This is a genomic window from Pseudoalteromonas nigrifaciens (genome assembly GCF_002221505.1).
Lineage (GTDB): Bacteria > Pseudomonadota > Gammaproteobacteria > Enterobacterales > Alteromonadaceae > Pseudoalteromonas > Pseudoalteromonas nigrifaciens.
In genome coordinates, this window is the sequence record NZ_CP011036.1 from 1,188,641 (window position 1) to 1,202,415 (window position 13,775).

Below are 13,775 nucleotides of genomic sequence, written 5' to 3' on the forward strand. Positions count from 1 at the left end.
TTTGAGGTCAAAATGGCAAGCAGCATTAGTGAGCAAATAAACCATCTTCGTAGTACGCTTGAACAGCACAGTTACAATTATTATGTACTTGATACCCCCAGTATTCCTGATGCTGAATACGACCGTTTATTACAACAACTCAGCGCACTAGAAACTCAGCACCCAGAATTAATAACTGCCGACTCACCAACCCAAAAAGTGGGCGGTGCTGCGCTAAGTAAATTTGAGCAAGTAGCGCACCAAGTGCCTATGTTATCGCTTGATAACGCCTTTAGCGAAGATGAGTTTATTGCCTTTAATCGCCGTATAAAAGAGCGTTTAATGAGTACCGAAGAGCTTACTTTTTGTTGTGAGCCAAAACTAGATGGCTTAGCTGTGTCGATTATTTATCGTGATGGCGTACTAGTGCAAGCCGCGACCCGAGGTGATGGGTTGACGGGAGAAAATGTAACTCAAAACGTTAAAACAATTCGTAATGTGCCACTTAAATTACGAGGTAGCGATTATCCTGCTGAACTAGAAGTGCGCGGCGAAGTGTTTATGGATAATGCAGGCTTTGAAAAGTTTAACATTGAAGCTGAAAAACGTGGTGAAAAAGTATTTGTAAACCCACGCAACGCCGCCGCAGGTAGCCTGCGCCAGCTTGACTCTAAAATTACGGCTAAACGCCCACTGATGTTTTATGCCTACAGCACAGGTCTTGTAGCCGACGGTAGCATTGCAGAGGATCATTATCAGCAATTAGAAAAATTGACTGATTGGGGGTTACCACTTTGCCCTGAAACAAAATTAGTAGAAGGCCCACAAGCTGCACTGGCTTATTATACTGATATTTTAACGCGCCGTGGCGAGCTTAAATATGAAATAGATGGCGTGGTAATAAAAATAAATCAAAAAGCCTTACAAGAGCGTTTAGGCTTTGTAGCACGCGCTCCGCGTTGGGCTATTGCCTATAAGTTTCCGGCCCAAGAAGAAATAACCAAATTACTCGATGTAGAGTTTCAGGTGGGGCGTACGGGAGCAATTACACCCGTTGCACGCTTAGAGCCGGTATTTGTTGGTGGTGTTACTGTATCAAACGCTACCTTGCACAATGGCGATGAAATAGCGCGCTTAGGCGTAAAAGTGGGCGACACGGTAATTATTCGCCGTGCAGGGGACGTAATTCCACAAATAACGCAAGTAGTACTTGAGCGCCGCCCTGATGATGCCCGCGATATTGAGTTTCCGGTAACTTGCCCAATTTGTGACTCCCATGTAGAAAAAGTAGAAGGTGAAGCCGTAGCGCGTTGTACTGGTGGTTTAGTGTGCCCGGCGCAACGTAAACAAGCGATTAAACACTTTGCATCGCGCAAAGCACTCGATATTGACGGCCTTGGCGATAAAATTGTTGATCAACTCGTCGACAGAGAGCTGATTAAAACCCCTGCAGATTTGTTTATTTTAAAGCAAGGACATTTTGAATCGCTTGAGCGTATGGGGCCAAAGTCGGCTAAAAATTTGGTTACTGCGCTTCAAGACGCTAAAGCGACAACGTTGGCTAAGTTTTTATACTCATTGGGTATTCGTGAAGCGGGTGAGGCAACCACACAAAATATAGCTAATCATTTCTTAACCCTTGAAAACGTAATAAATGCCAGCATTGATAGTTTAACTCAAGTAAGTGATGTGGGCGAAATAGTAGCAACCCATGTACGTAGCTTTTTTTCCGAACAGCATAATTTAGATGTTGTAAATGCGCTGGTAGAACAGGGTATTAATTGGCCTGAACTTACTCCACCTTCAGCGCAAGAGCAGCCATTAGCTGGCCTTGTTTATGTGCTTACCGGTACCTTAAACACATTAAACCGTAATGACGCCAAAGCACGTTTGCAGCAGTTAGGTGCTAAAGTGTCGGGTAGTGTGTCGGCTAAAACCGATGCGTTAGTAGCAGGCGAAAAGGCCGGCTCTAAACTAACTAAGGCACAAGACTTAGGTATAGATGTACTGACAGAAGAAGATTTAATTAATTTATTAGAGCAACATAATGGCTGATTTATTAAATATATTAAATTCACTTTTAATTAACGTAGGGCAGTGGCTGCATAGTTATTTATATCATTTATCTATGCTGATAATGGTGTGCTTAGTGTCTTTATACGCAGGCGATATTATAAAGCTAACCAAAGGGCTGGTTGCACGTCGTCATTTTATAGTAAGAGTGCTGTGCTTTGTATTGATCACCGCCTTTGGATTTGGTTTTGTGGTTGTGTGGCTTAGCCCGCTACTGATTAAGGCGTTATTGTTTTTTGGCACTAAGTGGTTAGGTGTTACCTTGTTAGCAGCATTTTTTATATTGGGCACTATTGCCGATAGGAAAAATCAATTATGAGCCGCTATGGCCCAGAGTACTGGGATAAGTACGGCAGTTACCGTACACCCATCGCCTTTCATTTAAGTGTGCTGGTATTGTTACGAGCTTACTTTATTTGGATAGTGGCAGGGTTAAGCCGACGCCCAGAATTGGATTTGATGTCGATATTTTTTAAATCTAAAAACGATTTTTTTATTGCTATTGCCATTGGCGCTATAGCCATAGTACCAATTATTTTATTTTGTTTGCGTCGACCCCGCGAGTCTCATAAAAGTAGTGAACGCTTAGCTAAGATTTGGCGTTATATGCGCTGGCCTCTTATTTTGTGTGCGGTAATAGACTTAACTTGGTTAAGTATTCAAGCGGCTCATAGCTATTATCATTTTTCGTTATTTTTAGCGATTCAAATGGTGGTTGTATTATGGGTGCTGTGGTACTTAGCTAAAAGTCGTTATTTAACAGTGTTTTTTAATGATTGGCCTGAGCCTACCGAAAAAGCCGCAGCAGAAAAACGCCTTAATAAGGATTAAAAGTGGACGCTATAAATAAAAAAATAGCGGTGGTGGTGCTGTTTATAGGTGTGGCGCTTAGTGTGCTAATGCTAACTACAAAGCTTACAGAGCAGCCTTGGTTTATATTTTTATTTGTCTTATGGGTATTTGTTTTTTGCTCTTGTTGTTACCGATTAACCCCACTGTTTAAAACACGAAACCAAGTTAATGATTTTATTAAGCGCGATGCAAAACATTTAGTATTGTTTAGCTTAGCGGGATTTTTTGATAAAAAATCTGGCCCGCAGTGGTTAGCAATTAAAAATATTAAGCACCTTTCAACCCGCAATAATGAACTGCTAGTACACAGCTACCAGCAAACGCAATTTAGTATTAGTTTACCTGCGTCAAAAGTAGAGCTAGATGCTTTTTTACAGCAGATACTGACTAATTCAGAAAGACGAAGTATTACATTTGATTAAGTTGATCTTAAGCAAATGTAATAACGTAATAATTAACCAATAGAGCTAAATACGATTATAGCTAAGCAAGCATTTAAAGAGGCTGTTATGTTGAAGTGGAATGATGTTATTAATTTTGCCAATAATGGCAATCCAACGCCGCCGAAAAAGGTTATTAAAACCGACGCTCAGTGGCAAGAGTTATTATCTGAAGATGCCTATTACGTTACTCGTAAAAAAGGCACTGAGCGACCGCACAGCTCCGGTAGCTGCACATTGTTAGAGCCAGGCAAGTATATATGTATATGTTGCGATAACTTATTGTTTGACGCAGATGAAAAGTTTGATAGCGGTACGGGTTGGCCTTCGTTTACAAAACCCGCAACAATAGAAGCTATTGCCTATATTAGTGATAACACTCATGGGATGCAGCGTATTGAAGCAGTATGTAATGTGTGCGATGCGCACTTAGGTCATGTGTTTCCTGATGGCCCATTACCGACTGGCCTGCGATACTGCGTTAATGCCGCGTCAATGAAAAAGCTTTAACGCGTTTAGTCGGCTTGAATATCTAGCTGCATATCTTTTGCTTTATGCAAAATTTTATTTAAACGCTGCGCCTGATCTGCAGGTAGTTTAGCTTTGCTCAGTAAGGCGTAGCATTTTTTAGCAAGCCCCATATTAAACGAATCCCCCCCTTGTTGCTTGGTCGAATCAAACAAGCACTGTAATAAGTTAAGTGCGATACTCTGATTACGAGGCATCACCCTAAATGCTTGAGTAAACGCTTCTAGTGCCGTATTTAATTGCCCTCTATTAAATTGATTCACAGCATGGTTGTTTAACTCTTTAGGCCCCATTTTAATATCACGACGCTCGCTTTGTTGTTGTTGAATATAACGTAAATAGGTTGTGTCGCTTACACTTGGATGACGCTGGCAATGCGTAATTATTTGGGCAAATAAATTTTGGGCTTTTTGATGAAAGCCAAGTTCGTGAAATGCTTTTGCTTTATCGAGTGCGCCGTCTACAGAGCGAATTTGTGTATCATCTTCATCAAGCTGCTCTATTAGTCGCTTAGCTTTTTGGTGTTCATCTTTTAAGTAGTGTAGGCGTGCGTTTAATACATCGATTTGCGCCTGGTTTACATTATTAGGAAACTGCTTTTTTAAATCATTAATATATTGATTAGTTTGGCGAGAAATTCGTTGTATTTGATCCGTTTGATCTGTGGTTAGCGCAAAGTCGATACCGGCACGCGCCGCATTTAAATAAATATCTGGGCTATCGTGAATTGAGTATTTTGCATAGCTTGCAATATCTTTTTGGGTTAAATAGCTCTTTTCATAATCGTGATTAATTAACGATACATTACTCAAAGACTTTTGACGCATAATATTAAGAGGAGCAATATCCGCAGCCTGACTTAAAAACTCTTGTGCGAGCTCAAATTGATTAAGTTTTATTTCTAAACGACCTAATAAATCAAGCGCGATTAAACGAGTTTCGTTGCGCTCTAACATGGTTTTAAGCATGCGTTGGGCTAAAATATGTTCATTATTTTCTATCAGTGCTTCTACTAAACCTACTTTAGCCCATGCAAATTTTTGGATATCGAGTACCGACTTAAAAAAGTCTTTGGCCTCTTGGTTACGATTAAGGCGTAGTAGGGCATCACCTTTTAATCGCAGTAAAATAGGGCTGTAGTTGTTGTTTTTATTTAATGCTGCACTTATGTACTTAAGTGCTTTGGAATCATTACCGTCATCAATAAAGTTGTAAACTGTTTGTAAATCACGTTTACGTTTTAAAATACGCTCTATACGTATTTTAAGCTCTTGTGCTGTAAATGGTTTAACCAAAAAATCATCGGGTTGTAATTCAAGAACACTATGTACAAGCGAGCCACTTGTTTCTGCAGAAATAAAAATAAACCCAGTGGAGCTTTTAATTAACTGCTTTATTCGCAATTCCTCATAAAGCTGATAACCATCTTGATGCTTATTTAGATTGAATGAGCATACAATTAAATCAAATTGCTCGTTTATACACTGCTCTTTTGCCGAGTTAGCATGATCTGCAAATCGTAACTGTCCAAAGCCAAGCTTTTCTAGCGATTGTTTCATATAGCTTTGGGCGAGCGGTTGCTCCTCCACTATAAGTATTTTGGCTGTTGAATAGATCTTTGTTGGCATTTGGCTTAACAGTGATTACGTGTAACACAGACTATAATCAACAGTTTAGCTGCTTACAAGGGAATTTAGGTTATTACTCAACTTTATTAAGTACTTAATATGCATTCATAGGCTTATATGTGGTGGGTAATACTTAGCTTGATACCAGCGACCCTCGCCATTCGTTATAAAGGGCGGCGATGCTCTTTTTCTTTCAACTGAGCTAATTGCCCAAAAGGACTTTTATATTATTTTAGTATTTAATGGAGATATTAAGAAGTGTTTATATGTGGTGGGTAATACTTAGCTTGATACCAGCGACCCTCGCCATTCGTTATAAAGGGCGGCGATGCTCTTTTTCTTTCAACTGAGCTAATTACCCAAAAGGACTTTTATATTATTTTAGTCTTTAATGGAGATATTAAGAAGTGTTTATATGTGGTGGGTGATACTGGACTTGAACCAGTGACCCTCGCCATTCGTTATAAAGGGCGGCGATGCTCTTTTTCTTTCAATTGAGCTAATTGCCCAAAAGGACTGATATATTATTTTAGTATTTTATGGAGATATTAAGAAGTGTTTATATGTGGTGGGTGATACTGGACTTGAATCAGTGACCCTCGCCATTCGTTATAAAGGGCGGCGATGCTCTTTTTCTTTCAATTGAGCTAATTGCCCAAAAGGATTTATATATTATTTAAGTATTTGATGGAGATATTACGAGATACTAAGAAGTGTTTATATGTGGTGGGTGATACTGGACTTGATGCCAGCGACCCTTGCCATTCGTTATAAAGGGCGGCGATGCTCTTTTTCTTTCAACTGAGCTAATTTCCCAAAAGGACTTATATATTATTTTAGTATTTTATGGAGATATTAAGAAGTGTTTATATGTGGTGGGTGATACTGGACTTGATGCCAGCGACCCTTGCCATTCGTTCTAAAGGGCGGCGATGCTCTTTTTCTTTCAACTGAGCTAATTGCCCAAAAGGATTTATATATTATTTAAGTATTTGATGGAGATATTCCGAGATACTAAGAAGTGTTTATATGTGGTGGGTGATACTGGACTTGAACCAGTGACCCTCGCCTTGTAAGGGCGATGCTCTCCCAACTGAGCTAATCACCCACATATAAAATAGGTATAACGCTTAATTAAATGCTTTAAACATTTAAACTGTAATTTGGTGGGTGATACTGGACTTGAACCAGTGACCCTCGCCTTGTAAGGGCGATGCTCTCCCAACTGAGCTAATCACCCAAATTACATTATTAACTATCAAGGGTGATAGTTAACACTGGACTTTAACCAGTGAACACTGCCTTTACTTGTAAATAGCGGCGATGCTCTCTTTTTTCTAACTGAGCGAATTACCCATTTAGATTTTTGTAATATACACCATTTTAAAAATGGTGGGTCGTACTGGACTTGAACCAGTGACCCTCGCCTTGTAAGGGCGATGCTCTCCCAACTGAGCTAACGACCCATATTACATGCTACTACCTATACAGATAGTACTGGACTTTAACCAGTAAACTTCGCCATTACTTGTAAGTAGCGGTGATGCTCTCTTTTTGTAACTGAGCTAACGACTCATATTAAAATTTTAAAACGCGACTATTATATAATAATAGGTTTTATATGTGGTGGGTGATACTGGACTTGAACCAGTGACCCTCGCCTTGTAAGGGCGATGCTCTCCCAACTGAGCTAATCACCCACATATAAATTAAAACGCTACTATTAAAATAAATAGTACTGGATTTTAACCAGTGAACACTGCCTTTACTTGTAAATAGCGGCGATGCTCTCTTTTTTCTAACTGAGCTAATTACCCATTTAGATTTTTGTAATATACACCATTTTAAAAATGGTGGGTCGTACTGGACTTGAACCAGTGACCCTCGCCTTGTAAGGGCGATGCTCTCCCAACTGAGCTAACGACCCATATTACATGCTACTATCTATAGATAGTACTGGACTTTAACCAGTGAACTTCGCCATTACTTGTAAGTAGCGGTGATGCTCTCTTTTTGTAACTGAGCTAACGACCCATATTACAATTTTAAAACAAGACTATTATATAATCATAGGTTTTATATGTGGTGGGTGATACTGGACTTGAACCAGTGACCCTCGCCTTGTAAGGGCGATGCTCTCCCAACTGAGCTAATCACCCACATATAAATTAAAACGCTACTATTAAAATAAATAGTACTGGACTTTAACCAGTGAACTTCGCCGTTGCTTATTAGTAGCGGAGATGCTCTCTTTTTCTAACTGAGCTAATTACTCATATAGAAATTTAGATGTGAACACTTATAAAAAGTGGTGGGTGATACTGGACTTGAACCAGTGACCCTCGCCTTGTAAGGGCGATGCTCTCCCAACTGAGCTAATCACCCACATCTAAACAACAACACAATGCTGCGTTGTTGTGGGGCGCTATTATAGATAGAGTTGTAAATGTGTCAACACTTGAATGATAAAAATGTGCTGAGTGGGGGTTTTATAAACAACAAGTAATGTTTGGAGTTTGTTTTATCGACAAATCAATGCTTAGTGTTTAAATAAACGCCGTATTATCTGTTTAGGCTTAGATAGTTAATATCGAAAATCAAGAAAGTAATAAGCCAATCTATTTTAACTTAGTTGCTGTGGTGTGTTTATTGATCATAAAGTGCAGCTTATATAAAGTAATCACTTAAGTTATAAATTTACGCCGTGATTAAATCGCCTTTAAATTAAACCAATTTTAATCCGCAAAAAACCAATGCGATCTAATAGTGCGTAAAGTGGTTATTATGCCAAGGCATAAAGTAAGGATACGTCATTGAACGATGAACTAAATATGCCAAGTTGAATTTGCATATAAATGTATACCTTTTCTATGCTCAATAAAAATTAAAACAAGCAGAGCAGGGGTTATCTAATCATCCAGCCATAATTTATAATACACTCAAGGGGCTAATTTACTGTAAATTGCCCTTTTTAGCCTGCTTGGTAGCCAGTTTGTTGAAAAATAAACCATTTAAATAAAGCAGAACAAAAAACTGTTGACTTTATTTTGGGTGGTGCATAGAATGCGCCCCGCACTAAGCAATACACGACGTGTTTATCACAGCGTGTGTAAATAAGTTGGGGCTATAGCTCAGCTGGGAGAGCGCTTCGCTGGCAGTGAAGAGGTCTGCGGTTCGATCCCGCATAGCTCCACCAACTTATTAGTGTTTGTCCTAGGGTAGCAGTTTTCTGTGTCCCCATCGTCTAGAGGCCTAGGACACCGCCCTTTCACGGCGGTAACAGGGGTTCGAATCCCCTTGGGGACGCCATTTAGCTTTAATTAGTTAAAGGCGGTTTTACCGAGAAAATAGCGTCACAATTAAAGCTCGAGTCTTTACTTGTATTAAGCGCAATTACCTTAAAACTCAGGATGTGAGTTAAACTAATCAATTGTCCTAGTGATACATTTATGTGTCCCCATCGTCTAGAGGCCTAGGACACCGCCCTTTCACGGCGGTAACAGGGGTTCGAATCCCCTTGGGGACGCCACTTACTATTTATAGTAGGGTAGTGTTATTAAAAGCTCGCCTGAAACGAGTCTAAAAATTCAGTTGTCCTAGTGACACAGAAAATGTTTCTGAGAAGATAATGCCATTCGCCTCACAGGCTCGGTCTCATCTTACACAGAAATAGCAAATCAATGATTTGCAAACCAATTTCTGCGTCCCCATCGTCTAGAGGCCTAGGACACCGCCCTTTCACGGCGGTAACAGGGGGTCGAATCCCCTTGGGGACGCCATTTAGCTTTAATTAGTTAAAGGCGGTTTTACCGAGAAAATAGCGTCACAATTAAAGCTCGAGTCTTTACTTGTATTAAGCGCAATTACCTTAAAACTCAGGATGTGAGTTAAACTAATCAATTGTCCTAGTGATACATTTATGTGTCCCCATCGTCTAGAGGCCTAGGACACCGCCCTTTCACGGCGGTAACAGGGGTTCGAATCCCCTTGGGGACGCCACTTACTATTTAATAGTCAGTGCAGTGTTATTAAGAAAGCTCGCCTGAAACGAGTCTAAAAATTCAGTTGTCCTAGTGACACATTTATGTGTCCCCATCGTCTAGAGGCCTAGGACACCGCCCTTTCACGGCGGTAACAGGGGTTCGAATCCCCTTGGGGACGCCACTTACTATTTAATAGTCAGTGCAGTGTTATTGAGAAAGCTCGCCTGAAACGAGTCTAAAAATTCAGTTGTCCTAGTGACACAGAAAATGTTTCTGAGAAGATAATGCCATTCGCCTCACAGGCTCGGTCTCATCTTACACAGAAATAGCAAATCAATGATTTGCAAACCAATTTCTGCGTCCCCATCGTCTAGAGGCCTAGGACACCGCCCTTTCACGGCGGTAACAGGGGTTCGAATCCCCTTGGGGACGCCATTTAGCTTTAATTAGTTAAAGGCGGTTTTACCGAGAAAATAGCGTCACAATTAAAGCTCGAGTCTTTACTTGTATTAAGCGCAATTACCTTAAAACTCAGGATGTGAGTTAAACTAATCAATTGTCCTAGTGATACATTTATGTGTCCCCATCGTCTAGAGGCCTAGGACACCGCCCTTTCACGGCGGTAACAGGGGTTCGAATCCCCTTGGGGACGCCACTTACTATTTAATAGTCAGTGCAGTGTTATTGAGAAAGCTCGCCTGAAACGAGTCTAAAAATTCAGTTGTCCTAGTGACACATTTATGTGTCCCCATCGTCTAGAGGCCTAGGACACCGCCCTTTCACGGCGGTAACAGGGGTTCGAATCCCCTTGGGGACGCCACTTACTATTTAATAGTCAGTGCAGTGTTATTAAGAAAGCTCGCCTGAAACGAGTCTAAAAATTCAGTTGTCCTAGTGACACAGAAAATGTTTCTGAGAAGATAATGCCATTCGCCTCACAGGCTCGGTCTCATCTTACACAGAAATAGCAAATCAATGATTTGCAAACCAATTTCTGCGTCCCCATCGTCTAGAGGCCTAGGACACCGCCCTTTCACGGCGGTAACAGGGGTTCGAATCCCCTTGGGGACGCCACTTACTTATTTTAAGTATTGTATAAAGCAGTGTGATACCAGACGTTCTATTCATGACGTTATCAAGAACAATTATATCTTGTAAATGCCGCTTAATTTATTTAATAAGCTAGTGCAGTGTTATAAGAATAAAACTACAAATTTATACCCTCATTTCACACTTCATTTTTATATCTATCTATTTACACTTCGTTACAAAACCAATCTTACAATTGTTTCATATTCCTTGTTGTACTTTTAATTAGTCTTTAAACTCATTGAGTTAATTTAAATATGGACTAAAAAATGAAACTCACAAAAATCGCACTTGCTGTTTTACTTGCATCAGGGTTAGCTGCATGTAATAGCTCAACTCAAGCTGTTGATAAAAAGATTATTACAGAAGCATCAATCCCAGGCGTTACACTTATTGAATCAGTGAAATCAAACGCAGGTGAAATCAACATACCGTATAAAAAATATAAACTAGATAACGGTTTAACTGTAATTGTGCATGAGGATCATTCAGATCCCTTAGTACACGTTGATGTAACATACCACGTTGGTTCTGCTCGCGAAGAGTTGGGTAAGTCAGGCTTTGCTCACTTTTTTGAGCATATGATGTTTCAAGGCTCAGAAAACGTTGCTGATGAGGAACATTTTAAAATAATCTCTGAAGCAGGCGGTACTTTAAATGGTACAACTAACTCAGATAGAACAAATTATTTTGAAACCGTACCTGTAAATCAATTAGAAAAAATGTTGTGGCTAGAAGCTGATCGAATGGGCTTTTTACTAGATGCTGTAACCCAAGAAAAATTTGAAGTACAACGCGAAACAGTAAAAAATGAGCGCGGCCAACGCGTTGATAATCGCCCTTATGGTCGTTTAGGTGAGCGTGTTGCTCAAGCAATGTATCCAGATGGGCATCCGTATTCTTGGCCTGTAATTGGTTTTATGGATGACCTTAACCGTGTAAATGTGAATGACTTAAAAGCATTCTTTTTAAAGTGGTATGGCCCTAATAATGCAACGCTTACCATTGGTGGCGACATCAACGCTAATGAAATACTACCACTGGTTACTAAATACTTTGCGCCAATTCCAAAAGGCCCTGCAATACCTAAAGTAGAAAAAACAGCGGTAACACTAAATGCTGATAGATATATTTCAATGGAAGATAAGGTTCACTTACCTTTATTAAGTATGAGTTTTCCAACGACTTACGCTCGCTCTGAAGATGAAGCACCGCTGGATATACTTGCAGAAATATTAGGTGGGGGGAACAATTCATTACTATACAAAAACCTAGTTAAAAACCTGCTTGCAGTTCAAGCAAGTGCAAACCATCCATGCCAAGAGTTAGCATGCTCAATTAGTCTTTATGCTTTACCTAATCCTACAGCAGGAAAAACGTTAGCTGATATGGAAAAAATTATTCGTGATTCATTTGTTGAATTTGAAGAGCGTGGTGTTACACAAGATGATTTAGATAAAGTAAAAGCTAAAATAGAATCGGGTGCAATTTTTGGTCTGCAAAGCGTATCAGGAAAAGTCTCTCAACTTGCCGCGTCAGAAACGTTTACAGGTAACCCAAACTCAGCTAAAGATGAGATTGCACGTTATAACAAAGTTACAAAAGCTGATGTTATGCGTGTTTTTAATCAATATATCAAAGGTAAATCTGCCGTTATTATGAGTGTTGTGCCAGAAGGGCAGACTCAACTTATAGCTGCCCCAGACAACTTTACTCCTAAAGCGCATGATTTTGGAGGGCCATCGACCACTTCAGCTGATGATTTAGTGGCACGAAGAGCAGTTGATACATTTGATCGAAGTGTTCATCCAGAGGCCGGTGCAAATCCTGCTGTGGATGTTCCTGCACTTTGGCAAGCTAATACTGCAAACGGTATTAAAATATTAGGTACTCAAAGCACCGAAACGCCAACGACTGCTATTTTTATTAAAGTTCCGGGTGGCTTGTATAATGAACAAGCGAGTAAAGTGGGTTTATCGTCAATGACTGCATCGCTAATGAGTGAGGCTACGCAAAACTACACCACAGAGCAAATGAGTAACGCGCTTGAAAAGTTGGGTAGTCAAGTAAGCATATACGCTGATAAAACACATACAAATGTATATGTTTCTAGCTTAACTAAAAATCTAGATGCAACATTAAAGCTTGTAGAAGAAAAGTTATTTAAACCGGCATTTAATGCAGATGACTTTGAGCGTAATAAAAAGCAAAGCATTCAAAACATCCAACATTCAATGAAAGATGCAGGTTATTTAGCCTCTAATACGTATAGCAAATTACTATACGGAAATAACATAGCTTCACTACCAAGTAGCGGTACTGTTGAAAGTATAGAAGCCATTACGCTCGATGATGTTAAAGCTTTTTATAATGCAAACTTTAAACCGCAGGGTGCCCAAGTTATTATTGTTTCTGATTTAAAAGAATCAACAATTGAACCTAAAATTAAAGCTGCCCTTACAAACTGGCAGGGCAAAGCTTCAAGCGTTGATTTAAATTTTGCTGAGCCAAAAGTACAAACAAATGTAATTTATTTAGTTGATAAGCCTGGCGCACCGCAATCAGAAATTCGTATTGGTAAGCGTGGCATGGTTGAAGATATTACCGGTGAGTTTTTTAAAGCTAACTTAATGAACTTTGCATTGGGTGGCACGTTTAACAGCCGTATCAATCTAAATTTACGCGAAGATAAAGGCTACACTTATGGTGCTCGCTCTCATTTTTGGGGTGATAAAACATCAGGTGGCTTTACAGCCTCTGCAGCGGTGAGAGCAGATTCTACTGCTGCGTCTATTACAGAGTTTACCAACGAGCTTAATAACTACGCTCAAAATGGTGTAACAGACCAAGAGCTTATGTTTATGCGCAAAGCTATTAACCAAAAAGATGCGCTTAAATACGAAACACCTAATGCAAAACTTGGCTTTTTAGCACAAATATTAGAGTTTGATTTAAAACCTAGCTTTGTAAAAGAAAGAAATGAAATTGTTAGTAATATTAGCAAAGAAGAAGTTAACGCCTTAGCTAAAAAACATTTAAACACTAAAGAGATGATTTATTTAGTTGTTGGTGATGCCAAAACCTTGCGCCCTGAGCTTGAAAAGTTAGGCATGCAGGTGATTGATTACAGTTTATAACTGTTAAAATTAATCGATTAAAAACAAAAAGCCGCTACAAGCGGCTTTTTTGTTCTATTCAGTGCC

The 13,775-nt window shown here is 39.7% G+C and carries 7 protein-coding genes and 19 tRNA genes; 16 read left to right on the forward strand and 10 right to left on the reverse strand.

Annotation, left to right across the window (positions count from 1 at the left end):
* Nucleotides 1–12: 12 nt before the first annotated feature.
* The 5 genes from ligA to msrB all read left to right on the forward strand — a co-directional run bounded on the left by ligA (nt 13) and on the right by msrB (nt 3,854).
* Complete coding sequence (gene ligA / locus PNIG_RS05685; protein ID WP_089368944.1) at nt 13–2,034, forward strand: NAD-dependent DNA ligase LigA; 2,022 nt, start codon at nt 13–15, stop codon at nt 2,032–2,034.
* A complete protein-coding gene (locus PNIG_RS05690) occupies nt 2,027–2,371 on the forward strand; it encodes a DUF3392 family protein (RefSeq protein ID WP_089367983.1) in 345 nt (114 codons plus the stop codon). Before ligA ends, PNIG_RS05690 begins: the two co-directional genes overlap by 8 nt.
* Nucleotides 2,368–2,883 carry a DUF2919 domain-containing protein gene (locus tag PNIG_RS05695; protein WP_011327771.1) on the forward strand — a complete coding sequence of 172 codons (516 nt, stop codon included), beginning with the start codon at nt 2,368–2,370 and terminating at the stop codon, nt 2,881–2,883. Before PNIG_RS05690 ends, PNIG_RS05695 begins: the two co-directional genes overlap by 4 nt.
* Before the next feature lie 2 nt (nt 2,884–2,885).
* On the forward strand, nt 2,886–3,326 hold the full coding sequence (locus PNIG_RS05700) for a hypothetical protein (protein WP_011327772.1): 441 nt from the start codon (nt 2,886–2,888) through the stop codon (nt 3,324–3,326).
* 87 nt (nt 3,327–3,413) lie between these two features.
* The gene (gene msrB / locus PNIG_RS05705; RefSeq protein WP_089367984.1) at nt 3,414–3,854 is read left to right on the forward strand and encodes a peptide-methionine (R)-S-oxide reductase MsrB; all 441 of its coding nucleotides are present in this window, start codon (nt 3,414–3,416) and stop codon (nt 3,852–3,854) included.
* Between the two features lie 5 nt (nt 3,855–3,859).
* On the opposite strand, the gene PNIG_RS05710 is transcribed toward msrB, so the two are convergent.
* The 10 genes from PNIG_RS05710 to PNIG_RS05760 all read right to left on the reverse strand — a co-directional run bounded on the left by PNIG_RS05710 (nt 3,860) and on the right by PNIG_RS05760 (nt 7,885).
* Nucleotides 3,860–5,500, reverse strand: coding sequence for a tetratricopeptide repeat-containing response regulator (locus PNIG_RS05710; RefSeq protein ID WP_011327774.1), 1,641 nt, complete (start codon nt 5,498–5,500; stop codon nt 3,860–3,862).
* Between the two features lie 269 nt (nt 5,501–5,769).
* Nucleotides 5,770–5,861, reverse strand: a tRNA-OTHER gene (locus PNIG_RS19885).
* A 57-nt stretch (nt 5,862–5,918) separates the two neighbouring features.
* A tRNA-OTHER gene (locus tag PNIG_RS05715) sits at nt 5,919–6,009 on the reverse strand.
* 523 nt (nt 6,010–6,532) lie between these two features.
* Nucleotides 6,533–6,608, reverse strand: a tRNA-Val gene (locus tag PNIG_RS05730).
* Nucleotides 6,609–6,664: 56 nt separating this feature from the next.
* A tRNA-Val gene (locus tag PNIG_RS05735) sits at nt 6,665–6,740 on the reverse strand.
* Nucleotides 6,741–6,890: 150 nt separating this feature from the next.
* Nucleotides 6,891–6,966, reverse strand: a tRNA-Val gene (locus PNIG_RS05740).
* A 158-nt stretch (nt 6,967–7,124) separates the two neighbouring features.
* Nucleotides 7,125–7,200, reverse strand: a tRNA-Val gene (locus tag PNIG_RS05745).
* A gap of 151 nt (nt 7,201–7,351) precedes the next feature.
* Nucleotides 7,352–7,427 (reverse strand) — tRNA-Val (locus tag PNIG_RS05750).
* A gap of 156 nt (nt 7,428–7,583) precedes the next feature.
* A tRNA-Val gene (locus tag PNIG_RS05755) sits at nt 7,584–7,659 on the reverse strand.
* 150 nt (nt 7,660–7,809) lie between these two features.
* Nucleotides 7,810–7,885 (reverse strand) — tRNA-Val (locus PNIG_RS05760).
* Between the two features lie 735 nt (nt 7,886–8,620).
* On the opposite strand from PNIG_RS05760, the gene PNIG_RS05765 reads away from it, so the two are divergent.
* The 11 genes from PNIG_RS05765 (at nt 8,621) to PNIG_RS05815 (ending at nt 13,709) form a co-directional block, all read left to right on the forward strand.
* A tRNA-Ala gene (locus PNIG_RS05765) sits at nt 8,621–8,696 on the forward strand.
* 37 nt (nt 8,697–8,733) lie between these two features.
* Nucleotides 8,734–8,809 (forward strand) — tRNA-Glu (locus PNIG_RS05770).
* Nucleotides 8,810–8,953: 144 nt separating this feature from the next.
* A tRNA-Glu gene (locus tag PNIG_RS05775) sits at nt 8,954–9,029 on the forward strand.
* Between the two features lie 174 nt (nt 9,030–9,203).
* Nucleotides 9,204–9,279: transfer RNA gene (locus PNIG_RS05780), tRNA-Glu, on the forward strand.
* 144 nt (nt 9,280–9,423) lie between these two features.
* Nucleotides 9,424–9,499, forward strand: a tRNA-Glu gene (locus tag PNIG_RS05785).
* An 89-nt stretch (nt 9,500–9,588) separates the two neighbouring features.
* Nucleotides 9,589–9,664, forward strand: a tRNA-Glu gene (locus tag PNIG_RS05790).
* 178 nt (nt 9,665–9,842) lie between these two features.
* Nucleotides 9,843–9,918 (forward strand) — tRNA-Glu (locus tag PNIG_RS05795).
* A gap of 144 nt (nt 9,919–10,062) precedes the next feature.
* Nucleotides 10,063–10,138, forward strand: a tRNA-Glu gene (locus tag PNIG_RS05800).
* Nucleotides 10,139–10,227: 89 nt separating this feature from the next.
* Nucleotides 10,228–10,303 (forward strand) — tRNA-Glu (locus tag PNIG_RS05805).
* Between the two features lie 178 nt (nt 10,304–10,481).
* Nucleotides 10,482–10,557: transfer RNA gene (locus PNIG_RS05810), tRNA-Glu, on the forward strand.
* A gap of 284 nt (nt 10,558–10,841) precedes the next feature.
* Entirely contained in the window at nt 10,842–13,709 is a 2,868-nt protein-coding gene (locus tag PNIG_RS05815) for a M16 family metallopeptidase (protein ID WP_089367985.1), read from the forward strand.
* Nucleotides 13,710–13,775 lie beyond the last annotated feature (66 nt).

Bases quoted from the DNA above. Each gene is read 5' to 3' on its own strand.
- ligA (WP_089368944.1), top strand. From the start codon at position 13: ATGGCAAGCAGCATTAGTGAGCAAATAAACCATCTTCGTAGTACGCTT.
- PNIG_RS05690 (WP_089367983.1), top strand. From the start codon at position 2,027: ATGGCTGATTTATTAAATATATTAAATTCACTTTTAATTAACGTAGGG.
- PNIG_RS05695 (WP_011327771.1), top strand. From the start codon at position 2,368: ATGAGCCGCTATGGCCCAGAGTACTGGGATAAGTACGGCAGTTACCGT.
- msrB (WP_089367984.1), top strand. From the start codon at position 3,414: ATGTTGAAGTGGAATGATGTTATTAATTTTGCCAATAATGGCAATCCA.
- PNIG_RS05710 (WP_011327774.1), bottom strand. From the start codon at position 5,500: ATGCCAACAAAGATCTATTCAACAGCCAAAATACTTATAGTGGAGGAG.
- PNIG_RS05815 (WP_089367985.1), top strand. From the start codon at position 10,842: ATGAAACTCACAAAAATCGCACTTGCTGTTTTACTTGCATCAGGGTTA.